26 protein-coding genes and 1 tRNA gene are annotated in these 23,305 nt (G+C 74.1%); 13 read left to right on the plus strand and 14 right to left on the minus strand.

What is annotated here, in order from left to right; all coding sequences use genetic code 11:
• Positions 1 to 4: 4 nt before the first annotated feature.
• Genes TEK04_RS15020 through TEK04_RS15035 form a run of 4 tightly spaced genes read right to left on the minus strand, consistent with a single transcriptional unit; the run spans position 5 to position 2,792 of the window.
• The gene (locus tag TEK04_RS15020; RefSeq protein WP_336405163.1) at positions 5 to 565 is read right to left on the minus strand and encodes a hypothetical protein; all 561 of its coding nucleotides are present in this window, start codon (positions 563 to 565) and stop codon (positions 5 to 7) included.
• Positions 562 to 2,175 (minus strand): putative T7SS-secreted protein, encoded by a 1,614-nt coding sequence (locus TEK04_RS15025; protein WP_336405164.1) that lies wholly within the window; start codon positions 2,173 to 2,175, stop codon positions 562 to 564. The genes TEK04_RS15020 and TEK04_RS15025 overlap by 4 nt, the downstream gene beginning before the upstream one ends.
• Before the next feature lies 1 nt (position 2,176).
• A complete protein-coding gene (locus tag TEK04_RS15030; RefSeq protein WP_336405165.1) occupies positions 2,177 to 2,473 on the minus strand; it encodes a type VII secretion target in 297 nt (98 codons plus the stop codon).
• 16 nt (positions 2,474 to 2,489) lie between these two features.
• Complete coding sequence (locus TEK04_RS15035) at positions 2,490 to 2,792, minus strand: WXG100 family type VII secretion target (protein WP_336405166.1); 303 nt, start codon at positions 2,790 to 2,792, stop codon at positions 2,490 to 2,492.
• Between the two features lie 230 nt (positions 2,793 to 3,022).
• On the opposite strand from TEK04_RS15035, the gene TEK04_RS15040 reads away from it, so the two are divergent.
• The 5 genes from TEK04_RS15040 (at position 3,023) to TEK04_RS15060 (ending at position 8,028) form a co-directional block, all read left to right on the plus strand.
• Positions 3,023 to 4,000: a hypothetical protein gene (locus TEK04_RS15040; RefSeq protein ID WP_336405167.1), complete on the plus strand. Its 978-nt coding sequence runs from the start codon at positions 3,023 to 3,025 to the stop codon at positions 3,998 to 4,000.
• Positions 4,001 to 4,082: 82 nt separating this feature from the next.
• The gene (locus tag TEK04_RS15045) at positions 4,083 to 4,976 is read left to right on the plus strand and encodes an ABC transporter ATP-binding protein (RefSeq protein WP_336405168.1); all 894 of its coding nucleotides are present in this window, start codon (positions 4,083 to 4,085) and stop codon (positions 4,974 to 4,976) included.
• On the plus strand, positions 4,973 to 6,139 hold the full coding sequence (locus TEK04_RS15050; protein ID WP_336405169.1) for an ABC transporter permease: 1,167 nt from the start codon (positions 4,973 to 4,975) through the stop codon (positions 6,137 to 6,139). Before TEK04_RS15045 ends, TEK04_RS15050 begins: the two co-directional genes overlap by 4 nt.
• A 39-nt stretch (positions 6,140 to 6,178) precedes the next feature.
• Entirely contained in the window at positions 6,179 to 7,159 is a 981-nt protein-coding gene (locus TEK04_RS15055; protein WP_336405170.1) for a TIGR03557 family F420-dependent LLM class oxidoreductase, read from the plus strand.
• Complete coding sequence (locus TEK04_RS15060) at positions 7,156 to 8,028, plus strand: SDR family oxidoreductase (protein WP_336405171.1); 873 nt, start codon at positions 7,156 to 7,158, stop codon at positions 8,026 to 8,028. The genes TEK04_RS15055 and TEK04_RS15060 overlap by 4 nt, the downstream gene beginning before the upstream one ends.
• Here the strand turns inward: TEK04_RS15060 and TEK04_RS15065 are convergent.
• Together TEK04_RS15065 and TEK04_RS15070 are read right to left on the minus strand one after the other, a co-directional pair.
• Positions 8,021 to 9,391, minus strand: coding sequence for a cytochrome P450 (locus TEK04_RS15065; RefSeq protein ID WP_336405172.1), 1,371 nt, complete (start codon positions 9,389 to 9,391; stop codon positions 8,021 to 8,023). The two genes, TEK04_RS15060 and TEK04_RS15065, sit on opposite strands and share 8 nt — an antisense overlap.
• A 48-nt stretch (positions 9,392 to 9,439) precedes the next feature.
• On the minus strand, positions 9,440 to 10,348 hold the full coding sequence (locus tag TEK04_RS15070) for an SMP-30/gluconolactonase/LRE family protein (RefSeq protein ID WP_336405173.1): 909 nt from the start codon (positions 10,346 to 10,348) through the stop codon (positions 9,440 to 9,442).
• 47 nt (positions 10,349 to 10,395) lie between these two features.
• Between TEK04_RS15070 and ppc the strand changes: the two genes are divergently transcribed.
• Entirely contained in the window at positions 10,396 to 13,188 is a 2,793-nt protein-coding gene (gene ppc / locus TEK04_RS15075; protein ID WP_336405174.1) for a phosphoenolpyruvate carboxylase, read from the plus strand.
• Between the two features lie 81 nt (positions 13,189 to 13,269).
• Here the strand turns inward: ppc and TEK04_RS15080 are convergent, their stop codons facing one another.
• Entirely contained in the window at positions 13,270 to 13,488 is a 219-nt protein-coding gene (locus TEK04_RS15080; protein WP_336405175.1) for a hypothetical protein, read from the minus strand.
• Between the two features lie 79 nt (positions 13,489 to 13,567).
• Positions 13,568 to 14,905 (minus strand): FAD-dependent oxidoreductase, encoded by a 1,338-nt coding sequence (locus tag TEK04_RS15085; protein WP_336405176.1) that lies wholly within the window; start codon positions 14,903 to 14,905, stop codon positions 13,568 to 13,570.
• Between the two features lie 77 nt (positions 14,906 to 14,982).
• Here TEK04_RS15085 and TEK04_RS15090 point away from each other — a divergent pair, with 77 nt between their 5' ends.
• Positions 14,983 to 15,294 (plus strand): putative quinol monooxygenase, encoded by a 312-nt coding sequence (locus TEK04_RS15090; RefSeq protein WP_336405177.1) that lies wholly within the window; start codon positions 14,983 to 14,985, stop codon positions 15,292 to 15,294.
• Here the strand turns inward: TEK04_RS15090 and TEK04_RS15095 are convergent.
• Positions 15,291 to 15,767, minus strand: coding sequence for a GNAT family N-acetyltransferase (locus TEK04_RS15095; RefSeq protein ID WP_336405178.1), 477 nt, complete (start codon positions 15,765 to 15,767; stop codon positions 15,291 to 15,293). The two genes, TEK04_RS15090 and TEK04_RS15095, sit on opposite strands and share 4 nt — an antisense overlap.
• A complete protein-coding gene (locus TEK04_RS15100; RefSeq protein ID WP_336405179.1) occupies positions 15,743 to 16,549 on the minus strand; it encodes an Fpg/Nei family DNA glycosylase in 807 nt (268 codons plus the stop codon). The genes TEK04_RS15095 and TEK04_RS15100 overlap by 25 nt, the downstream gene beginning before the upstream one ends.
• A 174-nt stretch (positions 16,550 to 16,723) precedes the next feature.
• Between TEK04_RS15100 and TEK04_RS15105 the strand changes: the two genes are divergently transcribed.
• Positions 16,724 to 17,560: an SCO6745 family protein gene (locus TEK04_RS15105; protein ID WP_336405180.1), complete on the plus strand. Its 837-nt coding sequence runs from the start codon at positions 16,724 to 16,726 to the stop codon at positions 17,558 to 17,560.
• Between the two features lie 78 nt (positions 17,561 to 17,638).
• Positions 17,639 to 18,079: a CBS domain-containing protein gene (locus TEK04_RS15110; protein WP_336405181.1), complete on the plus strand. Its 441-nt coding sequence runs from the start codon at positions 17,639 to 17,641 to the stop codon at positions 18,077 to 18,079.
• Between the two features lies 1 nt (position 18,080).
• On the opposite strand, the gene TEK04_RS15115 is transcribed toward TEK04_RS15110, so the two are convergent.
• Both TEK04_RS15115 and TEK04_RS15120 read right to left on the minus strand, forming a co-directional pair.
• Positions 18,081 to 19,430 carry a cryptochrome/photolyase family protein gene (locus TEK04_RS15115; protein ID WP_336405182.1) on the minus strand — a complete coding sequence of 450 codons (1,350 nt, stop codon included), beginning with the start codon at positions 19,428 to 19,430 and terminating at the stop codon, positions 18,081 to 18,083.
• A gap of 26 nt (positions 19,431 to 19,456) precedes the next feature.
• Positions 19,457 to 19,789 carry a GNAT family N-acetyltransferase gene (locus TEK04_RS15120; RefSeq protein ID WP_336405183.1) on the minus strand — a complete coding sequence of 111 codons (333 nt, stop codon included), beginning with the start codon at positions 19,787 to 19,789 and terminating at the stop codon, positions 19,457 to 19,459.
• Between the two features lie 218 nt (positions 19,790 to 20,007).
• Here TEK04_RS15120 and TEK04_RS15125 point away from each other — a divergent pair.
• Positions 20,008 to 20,083, plus strand: a tRNA-Arg gene (locus tag TEK04_RS15125).
• 51 nt (positions 20,084 to 20,134) lie between these two features.
• Positions 20,135 to 20,404 (plus strand): hypothetical protein, encoded by a 270-nt coding sequence (locus TEK04_RS15130; protein WP_336405184.1) that lies wholly within the window; start codon positions 20,135 to 20,137, stop codon positions 20,402 to 20,404.
• Between the two features lie 3 nt (positions 20,405 to 20,407).
• On the opposite strand, the gene TEK04_RS15135 is transcribed toward TEK04_RS15130, so the two are convergent.
• Together TEK04_RS15135 and TEK04_RS15140 are read right to left on the minus strand one after the other, a co-directional pair.
• Positions 20,408 to 20,608 carry a hypothetical protein gene (locus TEK04_RS15135; protein WP_336405185.1) on the minus strand — a complete coding sequence of 67 codons (201 nt, stop codon included), beginning with the start codon at positions 20,606 to 20,608 and terminating at the stop codon, positions 20,408 to 20,410.
• Positions 20,609 to 20,913: 305 nt separating this feature from the next.
• The gene (locus TEK04_RS15140) at positions 20,914 to 21,372 is read right to left on the minus strand and encodes a DIP1984 family protein (RefSeq protein ID WP_336405186.1); all 459 of its coding nucleotides are present in this window, start codon (positions 21,370 to 21,372) and stop codon (positions 20,914 to 20,916) included.
• Between the two features lie 196 nt (positions 21,373 to 21,568).
• On the opposite strand from TEK04_RS15140, the gene TEK04_RS15145 reads away from it, so the two are divergent.
• Positions 21,569 to 22,483: an ATP-binding cassette domain-containing protein gene (locus tag TEK04_RS15145; protein WP_336405187.1), complete on the plus strand. Its 915-nt coding sequence runs from the start codon at positions 21,569 to 21,571 to the stop codon at positions 22,481 to 22,483.
• On the plus strand, positions 22,480 to 23,289 hold the full coding sequence (locus TEK04_RS15150; RefSeq protein WP_336405188.1) for an ABC transporter permease subunit: 810 nt from the start codon (positions 22,480 to 22,482) through the stop codon (positions 23,287 to 23,289). The genes TEK04_RS15145 and TEK04_RS15150 overlap by 4 nt, the downstream gene beginning before the upstream one ends.
• Positions 23,290 to 23,305: the final 16 nt, after the last annotated feature.

Below are 23,305 nucleotides of genomic sequence, written 5' to 3' on the forward strand. Positions count from 1 at the left end.
GCGCTCAGGCGAGGCGGGCGGTTCCGGCCACGGCGTCGAATACGTCGGAGAGCTCGGTCAGGTAGGCCACCGACAAGGTCTCGAAGTGCAGGATCAGCACGACCCCGTCGTCGATGCGCACCACGTAGCGGACCTCGGCCTGGATCGGCGCCGTGCCCGAGGCGCCGGTGAGCTCGACGGCCAACCTCTCGGAGGCCGAGCGGGAGGCAGGCCCGAGGGGCAGCTCCGTTCGGCTGGTTCGCCGGGCGCCTCCGGGGTGCGGTCCGGACTCGGCCAGACGTCGCAGTGCGTCGGGGGACGGGTCGTCGAGCGCGACGACGGCCACGGCGCAGACGGCCGAGACCGCCGTCCCGTCGCCCACAGGCAGGACGAGCGAGGCCAGCACGTCGACCCCTGCGGCGTCGAGCTGCCCGGCCATGCCACGGAGCTGGCCCTCGAGTGCCCTGACCGCGTCCGGGTCCGCGCCCTGCATGGCCGCCACGAGCTGGCCGATCTGTCGCTGACCTCGTGGGCCGGTGCGGATCACCGCCCACTCGTCCGGGAACACGACACCCCAGCGGGTCATCGTCGCTCCTGGTCCCAGAACGCATCCTGGTCGAAGGACGGTGGGAGGGCCTGCTCCGCGAGGTGCGCGGCTGCGTCCTCCACGAACCCCTCAACGGCGAAGTCGTACACGCCGTGCCCGAGGTCCTCGGTGAAGTCGTGCAGCCGGTCAGTGGAGACCGCGTGGTCGAGGAGCGCCCCGGGGCCGGGAGTGGCGGTGTGGTTGCCGGGCAGGAACCCGCCGGGGGCGGAGCGACCGTGGGCGAGCAGGCTCTGCAGGTCCCGGGTGCCGTCCGCGTCGACGACGAACGGGCTCGCGTCCGACGCCTGCCGGAGCCTACGACCCATGTCCGTGAGGCGTGCGCTCACGTCCGGGTTGCGGTGCGCCTGTTCCACTGCAGCGAGGACGCCGACGCTGCTGACCTTCGCGAACGCGTGCCCCGCGACGATGGTCGTGGCTGCGACCGCGCTGCCCCGGAGTGCTCCGGCGACGCCGTCCTCCTCATACCCTTCGACCCCGCCCTGGAGGATCTGCGTCCCGTCCTGGAGGTGGCCGACCAAGGCGGCTGACTTCTGGAGCCCACCCTGGGTGAGCATCCCCGCCCCGCGAGCGGTCCCCAGGCCCACCTGCGCACCCTTCAGGACGACCCCGAGGCCGAGCGCGGTGCCCACCAGGCCGAGCGTGGAGAGCCCGACGTCCAGCCAGGCGCCGGCCGTCATGCCCTCCTCGGACCAGGCGTGCGAGCCGATGGTCAGGAGGAGCGAGGCGGCTCCGACGACCAGGGCGACGCCGAGCAGGACCGGGGCGGCGAAGGGGAGCACCATGGCCGCGAACGTGAGGACGGTGGCGGCCAGTGACAGGTACTCGGCGGCCTGCGGCCCGTACTCGACGACCCAGGCCTTGGTGTCGCTGTACGCGCGTTCGAGGAAGCCGGGCAGGTGACCCTGTTCCTCGGCGGCGGCGAGGGCCCGGGCGGCGACCTCAGCCGCTGACCGGATCCGGTCGCGGAGTCCATCGGCCCGTGCCCGGGCCCGGTCGAGCTGCTCCTGGGCGGCCTGGACCGCTCCGGCGTGGCGGTCCAGGTCCGCCCGGGCCGAGCTCGCCTGGGCTGCTGCGCGGTCCCCGCGGGCCCGTGCAGTGGCGATGGGTCCCTGGAGGGAGGTGCGCTGCGTCGGATCGACGGTGAGGGCCTGCTGCGCCTCCAGCCGGGTGGTCTCGGTGCGGGCGGACAGCTGGGAGCGGCGCGCGGCGTCGGCCGCGGCCCGGGCGGCCGCTTCCCGGGTGCGAGCCGCGGCGAGGTCGGACTGGGCCTGCTGGGCGTTGCGCAGGGCGCCCCGCGCCTCGGCCTGTGCGTGGTCGAGCGCGTCGCGGTACCGGGTGAGAGCGCTCGACGCCTGGCTGAACGAGAGGTCGACGTCGGACAGCCGATCGGGCAGCTCGAGCACGCCGGACCGGAAGGCGTCCGCGGCTTCGCCCTTCCAGGTGGTGGGCCCGAGCCGGCCGCTCGAGGCCCGCAGGTCGCGAGCGGCCTCGCGGGCCAGCGATGCGACCGCCGCCAGTGCTGTGGCGCCGTGGTCCACCGATTCGGGCGAGCCCGGCGCCGGATCACCGCCGAGTGCTGACCAGTCCACCTCAGGTGGCTCCGTCTGCGCGCTGCGAACGCAGCTGCGCTGTCTCCACCTGGTCGTAGCCGGCAGCGGCGCGGTCGAGACGGTCCGCCGCCTCGCCCAGCGAGGCGCCCAGCTTCGCCGCCTGCCACGCGCACTTCTCGACGAAGTCGCCGGTGGCCGAGGCCAGCCGCTGGCTCCCGAAGTCGCCACCGGATACCTGGCGGGTCATCGACCGGGCCTCCTCCATGCGGCTGGCGAGGTCGCGAAGACGCCCCGCCACGGCGTGGAGCTCGGCGGGGGTGACGGTGAAGGCCGACATGGTCCGACGCGTGGGGTCAGGACTGGCGCATCATCGAGGAGTTGGCCTGCTCCATCTCGGCCGCGTTGGACGAGGCGCGGGCGAGCAGCTGGGAGAGGCCGTCCAGGCTGGTCTTCAGCCGCTTGGCGGACTCGTGCCACTCGGCCCACAGCGTCTGGAAGCCGCTGCCGGCCTGACCCTGGAATCCCTGGTGGAGCGGCTCCAGTCGGCCGCTCATGGCCGTGAGCTGTGCGTCCACGCTGGCGGCCCCGGACGCGAGGTCGCGGCTGGCGGCCGAGAGGGTGGTGGGGTCGTAGGTGAAGCCACCAGCGGTGGTCATCGCGTCTCCTGGGGTCCCGGTCGCGCCGGTGGGCGCGGTCTCGGTCCGAAGGATGTGCGCCCACGCCGGGGCGGTCAACGAGTCCGCCAGTACCCCCCATGGGGGACGCACCTGGGTCCTACGGCGGGCCGCGTCGCACACGAGGGGTACGTCCATGCACTCCCAGGGGTGGTTCGCCGCGGATTCAATGGCGCGGTCAGCTCTGGATCCGATCGACGGGGTGCGGCTGGATGGATCGCGAGGAGTTTACTGCGGAACTGCGGAAGATGGTCAACCGCAACAACCTGTCCTTCGTGAAGGAGGATCAGGTCCTCGAGGCTCTCGAACCTGACCTCCGGCAGCGCGGACGGTTCATCAACATCCTCCGGAGCACGGCGAGATCCGGGAAGAACGACGTGCTCCTCATCACCGATGTCGCAGTGACCGCCATCCGGACGGGGATGTTGTCGGTCAAGGTCCAATGGCGGGCGCCGCTCGACTCGATCACCCACGCCGCCACCTACGACCGAAGCGTGAGCGGTCTTGCCGACGTAGGGGTGGCCGTCGAGATGGGCAGTGTGGTCCACCGGTTCCGGTTCGGCCTCGGAGATCCGCGGCGGGAACGTCATCTGCTCGCGATTGCAGCGCACAACGCCGACATCGCGTTCCGCGAGATAGTGCAGGCCCAACAGTCGAGCATGGTTGGTGCGCCGTCGATCGCCCAGCCGCGGGTTGGACGGCTTGCCGGTCAAGCCGATGCTGACGCCGTCAGCCGGCTCCTACGTACCTTCGCGAGCCGTACAGCAGGACTGAGCGCGCGCACGATGGTGGGGCGCCCGTTCTACGAGGGGGGCGACCTGGACGACTGCATGGCTGTCATCCCTCAGGTGTTCCCGGACCTGGACAGGATGCGACAGGCAGGCGCGATGATCACCGTCTCGATCCTCGAGGCGGCGGCCGAGAGCGGTCTCTCGGGCGAGGACCTGCGGTCCGTCATGGGACTGGACCGCTTGGCTTCGTCGGGCCTGAGTGCCGAGCAGTGCAATCGCGCGGAGAATCTGGGAAGCGCCGCTTGTGCGTTCATCTCGCAGTTCGACGAGGACGGCGAGTCCATGTGGGAGCTGTGGAAGAAGAACCCTGAGGTGGCTGGCGAGTTCCTCAGCTGGCACACGGTGGCCTGGCAGCGGCTGGCTTCACGTGACAGGGTGCCGAACTTGCTGGACCTCTAGTCGGGTTCCGCCCGCGGGTGAACGGGTAGCCGAACCACCCCGATACGGTTCCGTGCGGTACCCGCGATCGCTCGGAGGATGCGTGCTCGAGTTCGACGGACTGGTCAAGAAATTCGGCGACAACCAGGTGCTGCAGGGGGTGTCCTTCACCGTCGCGCCTGGGCAGATGTTCGGCTTCTGCGGCTCCAACGGCGCCGGCAAGACCACGACGATGCGCATCGCGATGGGCCTGGCCCGGGCCGACGCCGGTGAGGTGCGCTGGCAGGGCCGGCCGCTGGACGACGCCGTCCGCCGGCGGATCGGCTACATGCCCGAGGAGCGCGGCCTCTACCCGAAGATGAAGGTGGCCGAGCAGCTCACCTACTTCGCCCGGCTGCACGGGGCCTCCGCGGCCGACGCCGGCCGCGCCGTCGACGAGTGGGTCGACCGGCTCGGTCTGGCCGACAAGCGCGACCAGCGGGTCGAGAAGCTGTCCCTGGGCAACCAGCAGCGGGTGCAGCTGGCCGCCGCGCTGGTCAGCGGTCCCGAGGTGCTGATCCTCGACGAGCCGTTCTCGGGCCTGGACCCCGTCGGCGTCGACTCCTTGGCCGACGCGCTGCTCGAGCGCTGCCGGGCCGGCGTCCCCGTCGTGTTCTCCAGCCACCAGCTCGACCTGGTCGAGCGGCTGTGCGACGCCGTCGGCATCCTGGCCCGCGGCCGCATCGTCGCCAGCGGCACCGTCCCCGAGCTGCGGGCGCGCGAGGGGGGCCGGCAGCTGCGCGTCGTCGTCCCCGACGCCGTCCCCGGCTGGGCCGGTGCGGTGCCCGGCGTCCGGGTGGTCAGCGAGCAGCGCGGGGACACCGTGCTGGAGCTGGCCCCCGACGCCGATGACCAGGCGGTGCTCGCCGCCGCGCTGCGCGCGGGCCCGGTGACCCACTTCGCCCGACGCGAACCCGGCCTCGTCGAGCTCTTCCGGGAAGCGGTGTCGGCAGCGTGAGCACCTTCGGGCAGGTCCGGCTCGTCGCCGGGCGCGAGATCACCACCCGGGCCCGCGACAAGGGCTTCATCATCAGCTCGCTGGTCATCGTGCTGCTCGTCGTCGGCGTGATGATCTTCCAGCTCGTGGCCGGCGGGACGACGTCGACCACCACCATCGGCGTGGTCGACGGCAACCCCTCGGTGACCACCGCGCTCAAGCAGTCCGGGGAGGCGGCCGGGACCGAGGTGACCGTCACCGACCTCCCCGACGAGGCCACCGCGCGCCAGGCGGTCGAGGACGGCGAGGTCGACGCCGCGGTGCTCGACCCCACGGGCGACCAGCCGCAGCTCGTCGTCGAGTCCGCCGAGGACGACGACGGCATCGTGCGCTCGGCGCTGAGTGCGCTGTCGGTCGGTGCCCAGCTCGCCGAGCAGGGCGTCCAGCTGCAGCCGGCACCCCAGCTCGCGCTCACCGAGCTCGACCCCGCCGACGACGCCCGCGGCCCGGCGGTCGTGGTCGCGCTCATCGGTGTCGTGGTCCTCTACGGCCTGCTCATCCTCTTCGGCCAGTTCGTGGCCCAGGGCGTGGTGGAGGAGAAGTCCTCCCGGGTCGTGGAGCTGCTGCTGTCGACGATGAAGCCGTGGCAGCTGCTGGCCGGCAAGATCCTCGGCCTGGGGGTGCTCGGGCTGGTGCAGCTGGTGCTCATCGCGGTCGTCGGCGTCACCGGGGCACTGGCGCTGGACGTGGTCAGCGTGCCCGGGCAGCTCATCGGCACCGTGCTGACCGTCATCGCCTGGTTCCTGGTCGGCTACGCCTTCTACGCGTCGGTGTTCGCCGCGGCCGCCTCCCTGGTCAGCCGCCAGGAGGACCTCGGCAGCGTGCTCACGCCCACCACCCTGCTGCTGGTGGTCGGGTTCATCGTCTCGCTGCAGGCCGGTCAGGACCCGGGGTCGACGCTGGCGACCGTGACCTCGTTCGTGCCGGGGCTGTCCCCGCTGGTGATGCCGGTGCGGATGGCCGCGGGCGAGGCTGCCGGCTGGGAGATCGCGGTGTCGGTGGCGATCATGCTGGCGGCCATCGCGCTCGTCGTCCGGGTCGGGGGGCGGGTCTACGCCGGCGCCCTGCTGCGCACCGGCGGCAAGACCAAGCTCCGCGAGGCCCTGAAGGCCGAGCGCGCCTGATGGGTTGGGGGGCCCCGGTGGAGGGGTAGCGCGGGGACCATGAGCATGCAGCTGGGGTACACGATGATGACCGAGCAGGCGGGCCCGAAGGACCTCGTCTCGCACGTGGTCGGTGCCGAGGAGGTCGGTTTCGACTTCGCGGTCAGCAGCGACCACTTCTTCCCGTGGTTGGACTCGATGGGCCACGCGCCCAACGCGTGGGTCACCCTCGGCGCGGCCGCCCAGGCGACCAGCCGCATCGACCTGATGACCTACGTGACCTGCCCGATCATCCGGTACCGGCCGGCCGTGGTCGCCCAGCAGGCCGCCACCCTGCAGATCCTGGCCGACGGCCGGTTCACGCTGGGCCTGGGCGCCGGCGAGAACCTCAACGAGCACGTCGTGGGGGAGGGGTGGCCGCCGGTGGCGGTGCGGCACGAGATGTTCGCCGAGGCGGTGCAGATCATCAAGGAGCTGCTGGCCGGCGAGGACTACACCACCTTCCACGGCGAGTACTACGACGTGGACGGCGGCAAGATCTGGGACCTCCCCGAGGGCGGTGTCCCGATCGGCATCGCGGTCTCTGGGAAGAAGTCCTGCGAGCTGGCCGGTGAGTACGCCGACGTCATGATCGGCACCGAGCCCAAGCCCGAGCTGGGCGAGATGTTCGAGGCCGCCGGCGGGGCCGGGAAGAACCGGGTCGGCCAGATGCCGATCAGCTACGGCACCGACAAGGCCGCCGCGGTCACCCGGGCGCACGAGCTGTTCCGCTGGTTCGGCCTGGGCTGGAAGGTCAACGCCGACCTGCCCGGGACGGCGGGCTTCGAGGCCGCCAGCGCGTTCGTGCGCGAGGAGGACGTCGAGGGCTCGATCCCGTGCGGGGACGACGTGGGCGCCGTGATCGACGCCGCGAAGGAGTACGCCGACGCCGGCTACACCCACCTCGCGCTGGTGCAGATCGGCGGCGACCAGCAGCAGCCCTACCTGGAGTGGACCGAGCGCGAGCTCATGCCGGCCTGGCGCGAGGCGTTCGGATCGTGACTGTCGTCGATCCCCGTACGAAGCACCCGACCGACACCCCGGGGCTGCAGATCGAGCACCCCGGCGGCACCGGGGAGCTGACCCCGCGCCCCGACCACGGCGAGGAGTCCTACCGCGGCTCGGGGCGGCTGGAGGGTCGCCGGGCGCTCATCACCGGCGCCGACTCCGGCATCGGCCGCGCCGTCGCGATCGCCTACGCCCGGGAGGGCGCCGATGTCGCCATCTCCTACCTGTCGGAGGACGCCGACGCCGAGGAGACCGCCCGCCTGGTCCGCGAGGCCGGCCGGACAGCGGTGCTGCTGCCCGGGGACATCGCCGACGAGACCGTCGCCAAGGGCCTGGTCGCGCAGACCGTGGAGGGCCTGGGTGGGCTCGACCTGCTGGTGCACAACGCGGCGTTCCAGAACGTGGTGGACGACGTCCTGGAGTTCTCCACCGAGGAGATCGACCGCACCTTCCGCACCAACGTCTACGCACTGTTCTGGCTGCTGCAGGCCGCCAAGCCCGAGCTGGCCCCTGGCTCGTCGGTGGTCGTGACCAGCTCGGTGCAGGCCTTCACGCCGTCGCCGAACCTGGCCGCCTACGCCGCGACCAAGGCCGCGCTGGTCAACCTCACGAAGTCGATGGCCGACGAGTTCGCCCAGGTCGGCGTGCGGGTCAACTGCGTCGCCCCGGGCCCGGTCTGGACGCCGCTGATCCCGGCGACCATGCCCGCCGACCAGGTCGAGGGGTTCGGGCAGCAGGCACTGCTCGGCCGGGCCGCCCAGCCCGCCGAGCTGGCCGGTGCCTACGTCTACCTGGCCAGCGAGGACGCCAGCTTCACCTCCGGTGAGGTCATCGGCGTGACCGGGGGATCCCCGATCAACTGAGCCGGTAGGCCAGCGCGGTGTGGTCGAGGGTGCGGGGGATGCCCTGCCCCTCGACCGCACGGCGGCCGGCCACCTGCTCGACCCGGCGCCCGCCGGTGAGCGCGGCCAGCACCACGCCAGTCGTGTAGAGCACCAGGTCACGGCCGGGGCAGCGGGCCGGGCCGGCGCTGAAGGGCACCATCGACCACAGCGAGGCGCTGGTGCCGGCCGGGGCGACGTCGTCGGCCCAGAGGTGGGGGGCGAAGCGGTCGGCGTCGGGCAGCGTCTCGTCGTCCCGGTGCACCAGCGACGACGCCACGACGAAGGTGGTGCCGGGGCGGAGCCGGGTGCCGGCCCAGTCGGTGGGCCCCTCGGACTCCCGCAGCACCGCGAGGGTGGTCGGCCACAGCCGCACCGATTCCAGCACCGTGGCACGCAGCAGGGGCAGGTCGGGTCGCTCGACGTCCGCGGCGCCGATCTCGGCGGCCACGGCGGCGGCGTGGTCGGGGTGGCCGGCGAGCAGCGCCAGCGCCCTGTGGGTCGCGATGCCGGCGGCGTCCCACGCGAACAGCCAGTGCGCGACCTGGTCGGCCACCGGCACCGCCGGGTCGTCCGGGGCGGCGGCGACCGTGGCCGCCAGGCTGCCCGGCTCGGCCCGTTCGAGGTACCGCCCGATGCCCTCCAGCAACCGCGCGCGGGCCGCGGTGTCGGTGCGGCGCAGGTAGGCCCAGTTGCCGCGCCCGCGCAGCTCGGCCAGGAGGTCGGTCAACGCCACGTCGTCCCGGGCGGAGTCGCCCAGGGTGAGCCGGCGCACCACCCGCCACCACGCCGGGGCGAAGCTCTCCCAGTCCCAGGTCCCGGCGGCCCGCAGCGGGCCGAGCTCCTCGGCGGCGATGCGGGCCACGGACGCGGCTTGGGCGTGCAGCGGCACGTCCATCTGCAGGACGTGCTCGTTCCAGCGGCGTCGGGCGGGGCGGTGCGCGGTGTCGGTGATCAGCACCCCGCCCGGTTGGAAGTGCTGCAGCGCCGCCTTCTTCTCCCGGGTGGCCGGGGTGAACGGACCACCGGCCAGCACTCGACCGGCGTCGGCGGCCGACATGACCAGCGCCAGGCTGCGGCCGGGCACCCGCAGCCTCAGCAGGCCCGGGCCGTGCCGCTGCCGACTGCGCTGCAGGGCGCGCACGGCCCGGTCGTCGACCTGCAGCCGGTCGGCCAGCCGCACCAGCCTCGGACGCCGGACGATGATGCCCTGCGCCAGCATCGGGGCCAGCGCGGTCGTCGCCAACCGCAGGGTCTCCCCGACCCCGGCGCGGGACACCGGGTGCGGTGCGTCGCCGGTGGGCGGTGCGACGGCGTGGTCGTGGGGGGAGGGTGTCGTCGTCATCCCGGTCGGCCTACCCGCTCCGGTGCGGTGCGGAACCGTCCCGGCCGGTCAGGCCTGGCGGAGGGCGTCGACCGGGCCGCGGTAGACGCCGGCGGGCCGGCCGGTCACCCCGGGGCGGACGACGAACAGCCGGCCGGCGTCCGGCGGCACCGTCTCGAGCCCCTGCGTGGAGGTGCTGATGACCAGGTGGTCCAGCGACGGCCCGGCGAACGCGCAGCTCGAGGTGTTGGCCGCGGTCACCTGCACCTGGGCGACCAGCTCGCCGTCGGGGGAGTAGCGGCGGACCTGGCCCGCCCCCCACAGCGCCACCCAGACGTGGTCCTCGTCGTCCAGGGTCAGGCCGTCGGGCGGCCCGTCGTCGTCGGACAGGTCGAGGAACACCCGGTCGTCGCCGAACGAGCCGTCGTCGACGTCGTAGGCGTAGGCCCGGATCTGCGCCGCCCCGGAGTCGGCCAGGTAGACGGTGCGGCCGTCGGCGGTCCACTCGATGCCGTTGCTGATGGTCAGCCCGGTCAGCACGGTGTGCACCGAGCCGTCGAGGTCGACGCGGTACAGCGAGCCCGCGCCGGGCCGCTCGTCGAACCCCATCGTGCCGCCGAGGAGCCGCCCCACGGGGTCGACCGCGCCGTCGTTCATCCGGGTGCCGGCGCCCGGACCCTCGCCGGGCAGCTCGACCAGCACCGTGGCCTCGCCGTCGACCGACAGGTGGGTGAACCCGCCGTCGGCACCGAGCAGCCAGCCGCCGTCCGCGGCGGGGACGACGAACCCCACCGTGTCCCCGCCCCGGTGCACCCCGACCTCGGCCAGCACCCCCGCCGGGGACACCGTCGCCCGGCGCACCAGGCCGGCGTCGATGTCCACCCAGACCAGCTCGCGGCGGGCGGCGTCCCAGGTCGGGCCCTCGCCGTGCACGGCTGGTTCGACGCCCTGGACGGGGGTGGCGGTGAGGGTCTGCATGCCCCGATCCTCCCCGGGACACCGGACCGTCACACCCGGTCGGCAGAATGCGCGCCGTGTCTGAAGCAACCGTGGACGTCGCCGACCTGGGCCGCACCGAGGCCGACGGGCCCGAGGACGAGGCCCCCCTCCGCGAGGACATCCGGCTGCTCGGCCGGGTGCTCGGCGAGGTCGTGCGCGAGCAGGCCGGCGAGGAGGTGTTCGACCTGGTCGAGGCCGCGCGGGTCGAGTCCTTCCGGATCCGCCGCTCGGAGGTGGGGCGCAGCGGCCTGGCGCAGACCCTGGCCGGGCTCGACGTGCGCAGCGCCAACCACGTCATCCGGGCGTTCAGCCACTTCTCGCTGCTGGCCAACCTCGCCGAGGACGTGCACCACGAGCGCCGCCGCCGGCACCACCGGCGCGAGGGGTCCGCGCCGCAGAAGGGCACCCTGGCCGCCAGCTTCGAGCTGCTCGACGCGGCCCACCTCGACCCGGCCGACGTGGCGCGCGAGCTGGGCGACGCCCTCGTCGTCCCGGTGGTCACCGCGCACCCCACCGAGGTGCGCCGTCGCACGGTCTCCCAGGTGCAGCGGCAGGTCACCGAGCTGATGCGGACCCGCGAGACCGCACCCGACGAGGCGCAGTGGTCGGCGCACCTGTGGCGCGAGGTGCTCACCCTCTGGCAGACCGCCCTGCTGCGCCTGTCGCGGCTGCGGCTCGAGGACGAGATCGACGAGGCGCTGCGCTACTACGACCTCTCGCTGTTCGCCGTCGTCCCGCAGATCAACGCCGACCTGCGGGCCGCGCTGCACCAGCGCTGGCCCGACGCCGACCTGCTGCCCACCCCGATGCTGCGCACCGGCTCGTGGATCGGCGGCGACCGCGACGGCAACCCGTTCGTCACCGCCGCCGCGGTCCGCCGGGCCACCACCCGGGCCGCGGAGACCGCGCTGGCCCACCACCTCGGCGAGCTCGTGGCGCTGGCCGAGGAGCTGTCGATGTCCGAGCGCCTGGTCACCCCGACCGACGCGCTGGAGGCGCTCGCCGAGGCCTCCCGCGACGACTCCCCGTTCCGCGCCGACGAGCCCTACCGCCGCGCGCTGCGGGGCATGTACCGGCGGCTGGCGGCCACCGCGCTCGGCGTGCTCGGCCACGTGCCCGGCCCGCTGCCCGACGTCGAGCTCGAGCCCTACGCCGAGCCGGCCGAGCTGATCGCCGACCTCGACGTGGTGGCCGCCTCGCTGCGCACCCACGGCGCCGGGGCGCTGGCCGAGGACCGGCTGCGCCGGCTGCGCGACGCGGTCGAGGTGTTCGGCTTCCACCTGTCGGGGCTGGACATGCGGCAGAACTCCTCGGTGCACGAGGAGGTGCTGGCCGAGCTGTTCGCCTGGGCCGGGGTGTGCGAGGACTACGCCGCGCTCGACGAGGCCGCCCGGCGCGAGCTGCTCACCGGCGAGCTGCGGCTGCGCCGTCCGCTGGTGGGCGCCGACGCGCAGCTGTCGGACCTGGCCCGTGGTGAGCTGGACCTGCTGGCCGCCGCGGCCGAGCAGGTGCGCCGGCTGGGCCCGCGGGCGATCCCGAACTACGTCATCAGCATGTGCGAGTCGGTGTCCGACGTGCTGGAGGTCGCCGTCCTGCTCAAGGAGGTCGGCCTGGTCACGATCTCCGACGACGGCCTGCCGGCCTCGCCGATCATGATCGCGCCGCTGTTCGAGACCATCGGTGACCTCCAGGGCGGTGGGGAGACCCTGGCCGCGATGCTCGCCGAGCCGGTCTACCGCTCGATGGTCGACGGTCGCGGCGGCACGCAGGAGGTCATGCTCGGCTACTCCGACAGCAACAAGGACGGCGGTTACCTCGCCGCCAACTGGGCGCTGTACCGGGCCGAGCTCGCGCTGGTCGAGGTCGCCCGCGAGGCCGGGGTCAAGCTGCGCCTGTTCCACGGCCGCGGCGGGACCGTCGGTCGTGGTGGTGGCCCCTCCTACGAGGCCATCCGGGCGCAACCGCCGGGGTCGGTCGCCGGGCAGCTGCGGATCACCGAGCAGGGCGAGGTCATCGCCGCCAAGTACGCCGAGCCCGACCTGGCCCGCCGCAACCTGGAGGCGCTGGTCGCGGCGACGCTGGAGAGCTCGCTGCTGTCGCTGGAGGGCCTGGGGTCCGACGCGGAGGAGGTCTACGCGCTCTTCGACGACCTGGCCGGCCGGGCCGAGGCGGCCTACCGCGCGCTGGTGCACGAGACCCCGGGGTTCGTCGACTGGTTCCGGGCGGCCACCCCGATCCGCGAGCTGGCCGAGCTGAACATCGGGTCGCGGCCGCCGTCGCGCAAGGCCGGGGACAAGATCACCGACCTGCGGGCGATCCCGTGGGTGTTCAGCTGGTCGCAGGCCCGCATCATGCTGCCCGGCTGGTTCGGCACCGGTACCGCGCTGCAGTCCTGGATCGACGACGACCCGGCGCGGTTGGCCCAGCTGCAGGACCTGCACGCGCGGTGGCCGTTCTTCCGCACGGTGCTGTCGAACATGGGCATGGTGCTGGCCAAGACCGACCTCGAGCTGGCCGCCCGCTACGCCGAGCTGGTGCCCGACGAGGACCTGCGGCACCGGGTGTTCGACGTCATCACCGCCGAGCACGAGCGCACCGTCGCCGTCCTGCTGGCGATCACCGGCGACGACCACCTGCTGGCCGACAACCCGTCGCTGGCCCGGTCGATCCGCAACCGCTTCCCCTACCTGGAGCCGCTGCACCACCTGCAGGTCGAGATGCTGCGCCGCCGGCGCGAGGGGGACGACGACGAACTGGTGCGCCGCTGCATCCAGCTCACGATCAACGGCGTGGCGACGGCCCTGCGCAACTCCGGCTGACCCGCGGGGCGGCGTTGATCAGCTGGGTTCACCGATGTCCGTCCTGGATCACCGACGCCGGTGAGCCAGGACGGACGTCGATCAGCTGGGTTGATCTACGCCGACCCTTCGCCCGCGGCGGACGACGACGGCCCAGGTGACGAGGGAGGCGAGGTACACCCCGACGGCCACCAGCGGGGTCGTGGGCAACCGCCCGCCCGCGCGCTGGAACCCCTCCTCGGCGATGCTCGCCGTGGGGTACGGGACGGCGCCCGCGCCGGTCCACGACGCCGCCTCGGCGCCGCCCAGCGGCCCGTACACGGCTCCACATCCTCCACCGGAGTCCGTCCCCCTCCACCAGATCTCGTGGCGGGGGAGGGACTCCCGTGCACCCCCCTGATCAACGCTGCGCGCCCGTGGGGCCGTGGGCGTGGGTGCGGAGGGTGTCGCGGTCGTGGATCGTGGTGCGGGCGCGGCCGCGGGTGGCGCCCAGGGCGTGCTCGGCCTCGTCGATGGCCCGCCAGTTCTCCAGCAGCACCGGCCGGCACCCCCGGGCCCGCAGGGTCTCCACCAGGTCCGGTCCCTCGACCCGGGGCAGCGTCAGGGCGTCGGCGAGCAGGGCGGCCACGGTCTCGCGTGCGTCGTGCTTGTTGGTGCCGACCACGCCGGTGGGTCCGCGCTTGATCCACCCGGCCACGTACTCCCCGGGGCTCACGGCGCCGTCGCGCAGCACCCGGCCGCCGTCGTTCGGCACGGTGCCGCCCTCGACGGCCAGCCCCGGCAGGTCGTGGCCCTGGTAGCCGATCGCGGCCACGACCAGGTCGGCCGGCAGCACCTCGGTGTCGCGCGTGCCGGCCAGCCGGTCGGCGGCGTCCACCGACACCCGCTCGACCACCACCCCGGTCACCCGGTCGGCACCGGTGATCCGCACCGGCCGGGTGAAGAACCGCAGCCGCACGACGGCCTTCCCCGGCTCGGGCACGTGGGCGGCGAACTCCCGCAGCGCGGCCAGGTTGCGGGCAACGGCCCGCACCTCGGACTCCTCGTCGAGCCCCTCGGGGTCGGTGAGCGCGACCGCCGCCGACAGGTGGCCCAGCTCGCGCAGCTCCTGGGTGGTGAAGGTGGCCTGCGCCGGGCCGCGCCGACCCAGCAGCGTGACCCGCTCGACCGGTGCGGCGGCCAGGACGTCGAGCACGTGCTGGGGCATGTCGGTCTGCTCCAGCTCGGCCGGGCAGCGGGCCAGCACCCGGGCGACGTCGAGGGCCACGTTGCCCACCCCGACCAGGACGACGTCGCGCGCGGTGGCCAGCGCGGCCTCGACCCGCGCGCGGTCGGCGTCCGGGTGGCCGGTGTACCAGGCGACGACGTCGGTGGCGGCGAGGCTGCCGGGCAGGTCCTCGCCGTCGATGCCCAGCCGGCGCGCGCCCGAGGCGCCGTGGGTGAACACCACCGCGTCGGCGTGCGCGCGCAGGTCGGCCACCGAGAGGTCGCGCCCCACCTCGACGTCGCCGACGAACCGCACGCCCGGGTGGTCGAGGGTGTGCCGCAGCGTGTCGGCCAGCGCCCGCATCTTCAGGTGGTCGGGGGCGATGCCGTGCCGCACCAGCCCGAAGGGCGTCGGCAACCGGTCGAGCAGGTCGACGGCCACCGGGACGTCGTCCTGGCCCGCCAGCGCCTCCGCGGCGTAGATCCCGGCCGGGCCCGCACCGACGACGGCCACCCGCAACGGTCGCTCCATGGGCGCACGATGCCCGACCGGCCGCCCCGGCACCAGAGGAGGGGTGAGACGCCGCGGCGCGGGGCACCACCGGCAGCATGCCGATCACCGTCGTCGCCACCATCACCCCCAAGCCCGACCGCATGGACGCCGTCCGCGAGGCGTTCGAGCAGGCCATCCCCGCCGTCCACGAGGAGGACGGCTGCGAGCTCTACGCGCTGCACGCCGGCCAGGAGGTGCTGGTCATGGTCGAGCGCTGGCGCGACGGCGCGGCACTGGAGGCGCACGGCGCCGGTGACACCTTCAACCAGCTCAGCGAGGGCGTGAAGGACGACCTGGCCGAGCCGCTGCAGGTGCACGTGCTGCAGGCGGTACCCGCCGGGGACGCCACCAAGGGCGCGATCGGCTAGAGCACGAGCTGCAGGAACTGGTTGTCCGGGCCGGCCACGTAGTCGCCGAACGGCCCGCGGTCGACGAAGCCGTGCCGCCGGTAGAGCGCGACGGCCGGGTCGAACGGCGGCGCGGTGCCGGTCTCCAGCACCACCCGGTGCAGGCCCTGCGCCCGGGCGTGGTCCAGGGCGTGCGCGAGCAGCGCGGCGGCCACGCCCCGGCGCAGGTGGTCGGGGTGGGTGCGCATCGACTTCAGCTCACCGGTGCACGACAGCGCCACCATGCCGGCCAGGGCGCCGTCGTCCGGGGAGCCGTCCCACGCCGTCCAGACCGTCATGCCCGGGCCGGTCAGGCCGGTGAGGTCCAGCGCGTAGGAGGTGCCCGGCGGGGAGTCGGCCAGCATCGACCCGACGTGCAGCGCGACCAGGTCGCGCACGCGGGGGTCGGTGAGGTCGTCGCGGCGGATGGTCAGACGGCTTGGCAGGTCGGGCACCAGAACAGGTTGCGGCCGACCATCACCTCGGTGCGCACGGGGGTGCCGCAGACCCGGCAGGGCAGGCCGGCGCGGCGGTAGACGTAGTGCGCGTCGTCGCGGGTGACCGCGCCGCGGCGGCGGGCGCGGTCCTCGGGCCGGGTGGTGACGATGCGCCCGGCCTTCACCCCAGCCCGCAGCAGCACGACCAGGTCGGCCCAGACCGCCGTCCACTCCACCTCGCTCAGGTCGCGACCGGCCCGGAACGGGGAGATGCCGTGCCGGAAGAGCACCTCGGCGCGGTACACGTTGCCCACCCCGGCGATGACGGCCTGGTCCATGAGCAGTGCGCCGATGGTCACCCGCGAGCGGCTGATCCGCGCCCAGGCCCGCCCGGGGTCCGAGCGCCGCAGCGGGTCGGGGCCCAGCCGGTCGAGCACCAGCTGCATCTCGCCGTCGCTGAGCAGCTCGCAGGCGGTGGCGCCGCGCAGGTCGGTCCACACGCCCTCGCCGTCCTCGCCCGGACCCTCCCAGCGCATGCGCAGCGCGCCGCGCGGTTCGGGCGGCAGGCCCCGGCCCGAGGTGTACGTGCCGTAGAGGCCCAGGTGCACGTGGACGACGTCGGGCCCGAAGACCGCGAACAGGTGCTTGCCCCACGAGGTGACCTCGTCCAGCACCCGCCCGTCGACCAGCTCGGCCTCGGCGGCGAACCGGCCCTGCGGGCTGGTCACGTGCACCTCGCGACCGGCGAAGGCGGCGTGCTGCTCACGGGCCAGGCGGAACAGGGTGTGGCCCTCAGGCACGCGTCAGGACCCCCGTCCCCCCCAGCCCTCGCAGGCTCGCCCCGGGCCCCTGGACGGGGGCCGGCCACCATCGGAACAAGGAAGCATTCATCTCGTGCAGTCTCGTCTGTGGTGCACGACCGGGCAGCGCGAAGTCGTCCTGCCCGCACGCGGACGGCGGGGCAGGATCGGCGCATGACCGTCACCCCTGCCCTGGCCCGCCGCGCGTGGGGCACGCTGGAGACCCTGCACGTCACGGGCTTCTTCGCCCCCGAGGTGGCCGCCGCGTACGACCGCTTCGACGTCCTGGCCACCCGCGCCGGGTACTTCGCGGCCCGGGCCTCGGCGTTCGGCCCGTGCGCGCCCGAGCTGGTCGTCTCCACGTTCTACGTCTTCGCCCCGCAGCTGGTGCGCGCCGCCGTCCCGGCCGTGTGGGACGCCGCCCCGCCCGCCGAGTGGGCCGCCGCCCGCCGCGAGGGCGTCGCCACCCGGCTGCACGACGTGCTCGGCGAGCCCGACGTCGCCGAGGCCGTCGAGCTGGCCCGCGAGGCGTGCGCCGGGCTCACCCCGGCCGGTCGGCCGCTGTACGCCGCGTGGTCGGCGGTCGAGTGGCCCGAAGACGCCCTCATGCAGCTGTGGCACGCCGGCCTGCTGCTGCGCGAGCACCGCGGCGACGGGCACGTCACCGCGCTGCTGTCGGCCGGTCTCGACCCGGTCGAGGCGCTGGTCACCGGTGGGCTGGCGTCCGGGTCGACCGACTTCGTGCGCACCACCCGCGGCTGGACCGACGAGGAGTGGTCCGCCGGGGTCGAGCGGCTGCGGGCCCGCGGGCTGGTCGACGACGACGGCCTCACCCAGGCCGGCCGCGACCTGCGCGACGACGTCGAGACGGTCACCGACTTCCTCGCCGTCGAGGGCTGGGCGCACCTGGGGGAGGAGCGGCTGCACCGGCTGGTCGAGCTGGTCACCCCGCTGCGGGAGCGCATGCTGGACTCGGGCACCCTGCCGGACTGGATCCGCAGCCGCGGCTGAGGTGTGACCGGGTCGGCGCAGCGGAACCGGCGGCGACCGGGCAGGCTGGGGGTCGACGAGTGCGGAGGGAGGGTGACCATGGGTGACCCCTGCGCGGGTGGGTCGAGCGCCCGCACGGCCGGCGAGGCCATGGTGCTGTTCCCCAAGACCTGCGCGCCCGCCACCACCGTGGCCCGGGCGCGGGCGCTGTTCACCGACGACCACGTGCACGCCCTGCTGGTCGTCGACGGCACCCGGTTGCTGTCCGTCGTCGAGCGCGAGGACCTGTCCGGGACGGCGAGCCCCGACGTCCCGGCCCACCAGCTCGGCCGGCTCGAGGGCCGCACCGTGCCCCCCGGGGCCGGGCTCGACGGCATCGCCGACCAGCTCCGGGCCGAGGGACGCCGCCGGATGGCGGTCGTCGAGGACGGCCGACTGCTCGGGTTGCTGTGCTTCAAGCGCAGCGGCCGCGGTTTCTGCTCCGACGCCGACATCGCGGCCCGCTCCCGCGAGCGCGCCCTGCTCGCCGCGGGCTGCTGAGCTAGCGCCCGCGGGCCTTGGCGTAGCGGTCGAGCGCCACCTCGCGCTCGTGCTTGTGGTCCACGATGCGCTCGGGGTAGCCCTCGGGCAGGTCGCCCTTCCAGGGTTCGTGCACGGCCTTGCCCTCGATGCCGCGCAGCTCCGGGACGTAGCGGCGCACGTAGTCGCCGTCCGGGTCGAACTTCTGGCCCTGGGTGACCGGGTTGAACACCCGGAAGTAGGGCGCGGCGTCGGTGCCCGTGCCGGCGACCCACTGCCAGCCGTGGTTGTTGCTGGCCAGGTCGCCGTCGACCAGGTGCTGCATGAAGTACCGGGCGCCGCGGGTCCATTCCTGGTGCAGGTCCTTGACCAGGAAGCTGGCGGTGATCATGCGCATGCGGTTGTGCATCCAGCCCTCGGCGAGCAGCTGGCGCATGGCGGCGTCGACGACCGGGAAGCCCGTGCGACCGGCGGCCCAGGCCTCGAAGTCCTCGTCGGCGTGCTTCCCGCTCGAGTACGTCATGCCCTTGAGCTCGTCGTTGTAGTACTCGCGGGCGGTCTCGGGGCGGTGCCACAGCACGTCGGCGTAGAAGTCCCGCCAGCACAGCTCGGTGACGTAGGTGTCCACGCCCGTGCCCGTCTGCCCGCTCTCGGCGATGTCGTGCAGCAGGGTGCGCGGGTGCACGGTGCCGAAGTGCAGGTGGGCCGACATGCGGCTGGTGGTGTCGAGGTCGGGGCGGTTGCGCTGGTCGTCGTAGTCGGCGATGCGCTCGTCGAGGAACTGCTCCCACCGCTTGCGGGCCGCCGACTCGCCCGGCTCGAGCACTGCGGTGTCGCCCATGTCGGGGGCCTCGGGCAGGTCCTCGCCGTCCGCGCGGGTCCAGGTCACCGTCCGGGGGCGGGGTGCGGGGTCGTGCCACCCGTGGTCGCGCCAGCGCCGGGAGAAGGGGGTGAACACCTTGAACGGGGTGCCGTCGTCCTTGGTGATCGTGCCCGGCGCGACGGCGTAGGGGGAGCCGGTGCGCACCAGCTCGACGTCGCCCAGCGCCTTCTCCACCGCGGCGTCGCGGCGCCGTCCGTAGGGTCCGGTGTCCCCGGCGACGTGCACCGACGCCGCACCGACCTCCTCGGCCAGCGCGGGGACGACGTCCTCGGGCTTGCCGTGCCGCACGACCAGGTGGCCGTCGGTGGCCTCGTGCAGCTCGGCCAGGCAGCCGGCCAGGAAGTGCTTGCGCGGGTTGCCGGACTTCTCCCAGATGGCGGGGTCCAGGACGAACAGCGGCAGCACGTCACCGGCCTCGCGGGCGGCGATCAGCGCGGGGTTGTCGCCCAGGCGCAGGTCACGGCGGAACCAGTGGATGGCGGTCGGCACCGCCCGAACCTACGGATTGTGCGCGATCAGTGCGCGGTGAGCGGCAGCCCGAAGTGCGGGCGGTCGTCCGGCCGGACCAGGTCGTGGTCGGCGGGGTGCTGCTGCAGGTAGTGCCGCACGAACGAGCAGTAGGGCAGAACCGACAGGTGCCGCTCGCGGGCGGCGGCCAGGACGGCGGCCACCAGGACGGTGCCCAGGCCCCGGCCGGCGACGGCGGGGGACACCTCGGTGTGCGGGAGGGTCATCACGTCGTCCTCGACGTGGTAGGTCGCGCTGCCGACGACGGTGCCGTCGACGGAGATCTCGAAGCGTCCCCGGGTGGGGGCGTCCTCGACGTGCACCTGCTGCGTGCTGCTCATCGTGCTGCTTCCACCTCCTGCCCGGCTCCGGTGCCGGGACGTGGAGCCATCGTTCGACTCCGGACAGACAAGGTAACCGGTTCGTTCCGCTTCTGCTCTGCCTTCTTCCACGATCTTCCTCGTCCGGGGGTTCCCGTCCAGCTCCTCCCCGGCGCGTCGTGTGGCCGACGTGGTGCCGGATCCCGTGGGCGGGCCAGCTAGCCTCGTCACCGACCCGGGCCCCCGTAGCTCAGGGGATAGAGCATCGGTTTCCTAAACCGTGTGCCGCAGGTTCGAATCCTGCCGGGGGCACCACCGTACCCGCCGATCGAACACGTGTTCGGACGATCTGCCATGCTTGCCGTCATGGCGGCACCCGGGATGCAGGAGCGCCCCGACCCCCGCCCGCGGCACTGCTGGGTCACCGGTATGCCGCACCAGGTCGACCCGTTCCCCGCCGTCCTGCTGGGGTGGCGGCAGGACGACCACGGCACCTGGTGGGGCCGGGTGGCCTACTCGGTGCCCGGCTACTTCGAGCAGAACATCGTGCACGCCTGGGTCGACGCCCGGTACCTGCGCCCGCTGAACCCGCCGCCCACGCCGCCGGCGGTCGAGCGCCGGCGCAACCCGCACTGAGGCTCAGGCGGCGACGGGCTCGCGCACGACGAAGCGGTGCCCGCGGGCCCGCGCCCGACGGGCGCACTGGTCCAGCGCCAACCGGGCGCCGGGGGGCCAGGAGTCCAGCCGGGCGGCGTCGACCTCGACGTCCCCGCGGAAGACCGCCAGCCGCAGCTGGCGCAGCACCCGGGCGATCTCCGGTCCGTGCGACACGTTCTCCATGCCCACGAGTCTGGTGATCGCGGGGTCCCCGCACATCGGCCGCCGGGCCCATCCGGTCTCCACCCCAGGGTGGAGACCGCACCGCCGCGGGAGGTCCCCGGACCCACCCTCACCGCTGGAGTCGACACGTGGTGGTGATGCGTGCTGGCTGCGCCGTCACCGGTGCGCGGTTCGGGGCTGCGTCGTGCGTCGGGGAGTCGAACCCCGGGGCTGCCCTCCACCCACCAGACATGGACCGGGTTGCCCGCCGGTCCTCGGGTCCGTGTCCGCCCTCCTGCGGCTACCGACTCCCGCGGCGGCCGTGCTCAGTCCATCAGCTCGTGCGTCCAGTTCGCCTGCTGGATCCGGACGTCGAGCTCCCGCAGCTCCCGGGCGACGTCGTCGGCGCGCGACCGCAGCTCGCGCACCGGCAGCGAGGTGAGGTGGCGCAGCTCGCTGCGCAGCTGCCGGAAACCGGTGCCCGCGGCGGCGTCGGCCGACGAGGTCAGCAGGGCGTGCCGTAGCCGCAGGACGTCGCGGCGGGCCAGCGCATCGGTCATCGTGCCGTCGGCACCGAGGTCGACGGCGGCGTTGGTGCGGTTGATCCGGCCGATCCACGACTGGAGCTCGTCGAGCGCCCGCTCGGCCTCCACCAGCAGGTCCGCCGAGCTCTCGGTGGGCTCCTCGCCCTCCTGGTAGCGGGCGTTGGCCGTGATCCGGGCGCGCAGCTGGTCCACCCGGCGGCGGGCGTCGGTGCGCAGCGACAGCGCCTCGGCGATCTTCATGCCCAGCACGCTACGAGCGGTGGCAACCGGGTCATGGGCTCCCAGCCTGCGGACGAGCAGTTGCGCTGCGAACGGCGGGGCGGCGCGGCGACCGGGACTGCGCAGTCGGACGTACGCCGCCAGGCGTAGGCGGGCCCACGCAGGTGACGCCGCTGGGGCGACGACCACGGGACGTCCGCTCAGCACGCTGGACGGCATGATCGAACTGCGCGGGTTGACCAAGCGCTACGGCGAGCGCCTCGCCGTCGACGACGTGACCGTGACCGTGCGGCCGGGTGTCGTCACCGGGTTCCTCGGCCCCAACGGCGCCGGGAAGTCCACCACCATGCGGATGGTGCTGGGCCTGGACCGGCCGACCGCCGGCTCCGCCCTGGTGAACGGCAAGCCCTACGCCGAGCACCGCGACCCGCTGCGGCAGGTCGGCGCGCTGCTGGAGGCCCGCGCCCTGCACCCCGGCCGCACCGCCCGCGCGCACCTGCAGGCCCTTGCCGCCACCGCCGGCCTGCCGAGCAGCCGGGTCGACACCGTGCTGGAGCTGGCCGGGCTCACCGCCGTCGCCGGCAAGCGGGTCGGCGGGTTCTCCCTCGGCATGGGCCAGCGGCTGGGCGTCGCCACCGCGCTGCTCGGCGACCCGGCCACCGTCGTCCTCGACGAGCCGGTCAACGGCCTGGACCCCGACGGCGTCCTCTGGATCCGCACGCTGGCCCGCCGGCTGGCCGCCGAGGGGCGCACCGTCTTCTTCTCCTCCCACCTCATGGCCGAGATGGCCGTGACCGCCGACCACCTGGTGGTCCTGGGCCGCGGTCGGCTGGTCGCCGACGTGCCCACCGCCGAGTTCCTGCGCCGCGCGGGTGGGGACGGCGTCCGGGTGCGCAGCCCGCGGGCCGCCGAGCTGGCCGCCCTGCTGGCCGGGCCCGACGTCACCGTCGAGTCCGCCGAGACCGGGGTGCTGCTCGTGCGCGGCGTCCCGGCGGAGGTCGTGGGCGACCGGGCCGCCCAGGCCGGCATCGCCCTGCACGAGCTGACCGCCGTCCAGGCGTCGCTGGAGGAGGCGTTCATGGCGCTCACCGCCGACGACCGCGAGTACCGCACCGAGGAGCAGCCAGCATGACCACCACCCAGGGAGCACCCGTGCGCACGTCGTCGTCGGCCGCCGGCCTGCTTCGCGGCGAGTGGGTCAAGGCCCGCTCGCTGCGCTCCACCTGGTACGTGCTCGGTGGGTCGCTGGTCGGCATGGTGCTGCTCGGCCTCCTGTTCACCAGCACCGCCGACACCGGCGGCCCGAGCGGCAACGGCGGCGGGCCCCCCGGCGTCGACTTCGCCCAGCCGCTGACCCTCGCCCTGGCCGGCTACAACCTGGCCCAGCTCGCCCTCGGGGTGCTCGGCGTCCTGCTGGTCACCGGCGAGTACGCCTCCGGGACCATCCGCACCACCTTCGCCGCCGCCCCGCGCCGGTGGCCGGTGGTCGCCGCCAAGGCCGCCGTCCTCGGTGCCCTGGTGCTGGTCACCGCCACGGTCGCCGCGCTGGTCTCCTACGCAGTCGGGTCGGCCGTCGTCGACGGCATGCCCGGGCTGGGGGAGGACGGCGTCCTGCGGGTCGTCCTCGGGACGGCGCTCTACCTCACCGCGATCACGTTGCTCGGCTCGGCGCTGGGCTGGTTGCTGCGCTCCACGGCCGGCGCGGTCGCCACGCTGTTCGGGTTCGTGTTCCTGCTGCCGGTGCTCGGCGGGCTGCTGCCGGCCGACTGGGGTCCCGACGTCGTCCGCTGGCTGCCCAGCTCCGCCGGGGGCAGCCTGCTGCGGTTGACCACCACCGCCGACCAGTTCGCGCCGTGGAACGGTTTCGCCGTCCTGGTGGGGTACGTGGCCCTCGGGTTGGCCGCCGCGGTGTGGCGGCTGCGCACCCGCGACGCCTGAGCGGGGACGATGACCG

Source organism: Klenkia sesuvii, assembly GCF_037083825.1.
Taxonomy (GTDB): Bacteria; Actinomycetota; Actinomycetes; order Mycobacteriales; family Geodermatophilaceae; genus Klenkia; species Klenkia sesuvii.

What these genes read in the sequence shown, in the direction of transcription:
- TEK04_RS15020 (WP_336405163.1), bottom strand. Translation starts at nt 565, where the DNA reads ATGACCCGCTGGGGTGTCGTGTTCCCGGACGAGTGGGCGGTGATCCGC.
- TEK04_RS15030 (WP_336405165.1), bottom strand. Translation starts at nt 2,473, where the DNA reads ATGTCGGCCTTCACCGTCACCCCCGCCGAGCTCCACGCCGTGGCGGGG.
- TEK04_RS15035 (WP_336405166.1), bottom strand. Translation starts at nt 2,792, where the DNA reads ATGACCACCGCTGGTGGCTTCACCTACGACCCCACCACCCTCTCGGCC.
- TEK04_RS15040 (WP_336405167.1), top strand. Translation starts at nt 3,023, where the DNA reads ATGGATCGCGAGGAGTTTACTGCGGAACTGCGGAAGATGGTCAACCGC.
- TEK04_RS15055 (WP_336405170.1), top strand. Translation starts at nt 6,179, where the DNA reads ATGAGCATGCAGCTGGGGTACACGATGATGACCGAGCAGGCGGGCCCG.
- TEK04_RS15065 (WP_336405172.1), bottom strand. Translation starts at nt 9,391, where the DNA reads ATGACGACGACACCCTCCCCCCACGACCACGCCGTCGCACCGCCCACC.
- TEK04_RS15070 (WP_336405173.1), bottom strand. Translation starts at nt 10,348, where the DNA reads ATGCAGACCCTCACCGCCACCCCCGTCCAGGGCGTCGAACCAGCCGTG.
- ppc (WP_336405174.1), top strand. Translation starts at nt 10,396, where the DNA reads ATGCGCGCCGTGTCTGAAGCAACCGTGGACGTCGCCGACCTGGGCCGC.
- TEK04_RS15085 (WP_336405176.1), bottom strand. Translation starts at nt 14,905, where the DNA reads ATGGAGCGACCGTTGCGGGTGGCCGTCGTCGGTGCGGGCCCGGCCGGG.
- TEK04_RS15090 (WP_336405177.1), top strand. Translation starts at nt 14,983, where the DNA reads ATGCCGATCACCGTCGTCGCCACCATCACCCCCAAGCCCGACCGCATG.
- TEK04_RS15105 (WP_336405180.1), top strand. Translation starts at nt 16,724, where the DNA reads ATGACCGTCACCCCTGCCCTGGCCCGCCGCGCGTGGGGCACGCTGGAG.
- TEK04_RS15110 (WP_336405181.1), top strand. Translation starts at nt 17,639, where the DNA reads ATGGGTGACCCCTGCGCGGGTGGGTCGAGCGCCCGCACGGCCGGCGAG.
- TEK04_RS15120 (WP_336405183.1), bottom strand. Translation starts at nt 19,789, where the DNA reads ATGAGCAGCACGCAGCAGGTGCACGTCGAGGACGCCCCCACCCGGGGA.
- TEK04_RS15130 (WP_336405184.1), top strand. Translation starts at nt 20,135, where the DNA reads ATGGCGGCACCCGGGATGCAGGAGCGCCCCGACCCCCGCCCGCGGCAC.
- TEK04_RS15135 (WP_336405185.1), bottom strand. Translation starts at nt 20,608, where the DNA reads ATGGAGAACGTGTCGCACGGACCGGAGATCGCCCGGGTGCTGCGCCAG.
- TEK04_RS15140 (WP_336405186.1), bottom strand. Translation starts at nt 21,372, where the DNA reads ATGAAGATCGCCGAGGCGCTGTCGCTGCGCACCGACGCCCGCCGCCGG.
- TEK04_RS15145 (WP_336405187.1), top strand. Translation starts at nt 21,569, where the DNA reads ATGATCGAACTGCGCGGGTTGACCAAGCGCTACGGCGAGCGCCTCGCC.
- TEK04_RS15150 (WP_336405188.1), top strand. Translation starts at nt 22,480, where the DNA reads ATGACCACCACCCAGGGAGCACCCGTGCGCACGTCGTCGTCGGCCGCC.